1 protein-coding gene is annotated in these 854 nt (G+C 42.0%); it reads left to right on the top strand.

The genetic code is table 11. The features are described 5' to 3' along the window. The coding region (locus ACFIQE_RS11020; RefSeq protein WP_375707767.1) for an autotransporter domain-containing protein at positions 1-854 on the top strand (854 nt) is incomplete at both ends.

The following is an 854-nucleotide window of genomic DNA, read 5'->3' as shown; positions in this document are numbered from 1 at the left end:
GTCATGCCAAATGCTCTCTTCTATAGTGGATTAACCGATATGGCTAAACAAAACGCGCTTTTAGCCAATATCAGAACATCTGTCTTAGGAAAAGAAGAGGAAAAACAAACCGGTTTCTTCCTCTATACTTACGGAAACACAGGAACCTTATCTTCTGAACGCGGACCTCTCAAATATGGTTATGGTGCTGATATCCGCTATGCTGCTCTCCAAGCCGGAGTCACATTCGCGGCATTAGAAGGACAAAATACCACAACACATTTCGGTCTTGTAGGCACCTATGGGCGGCTGTCTTTCACTCCAAAGGACATAGCGGATGCCAGTAAGAGCACATTGGATAAATGGTCACTAACAGCTTATGGCAGCGTGCAGCATGACAATGGTTTCTATATGGATACACTCTTGTCCTATGGGATAATAAAGGGAGATATCGGCAATGCTATCATTGGCAAAACCGCAAAATTGAAAAACGCCAAAATGTTGAGTATCTCCACCACCGTTGGCAAAGAGTTTGCAACTGGAATGGAAGGCTTAACATTTGAGCCACAAGCACAAATTGCCTATCAACATTTGATGTTTAATACCATTGAAGATGCTGATAATTTTACCGTTGATATGAAAAATCCTTCTCAATGGTTGATCCGTGTTGGTGGACGTTTGACAAAAACTATTTCCACTGAAAACAACCGTCCGATGTCTTTCTATGGAAAAGTAAACTTGATCAAAACCTTTGGTGATAATGGTACCATTCATATTGGTAGAAACTTTGACCTTGATCCTATGGGACCTGCAATTGAAGGCGGCGTTGGCATCAATGCGCAACTGTCTCACAATTTCTCCCTTCATGGTGATGT

It is taken from the genome of Bartonella sp. AA1HLJMS, assembly GCF_042197445.1.
Lineage (GTDB): Bacteria > Pseudomonadota > Alphaproteobacteria > Rhizobiales > Rhizobiaceae > Bartonella.
The sequence above is the reverse complement of the archived record's forward strand: the minus strand, read 5'-3'. Positions and strand labels throughout refer to the sequence as shown.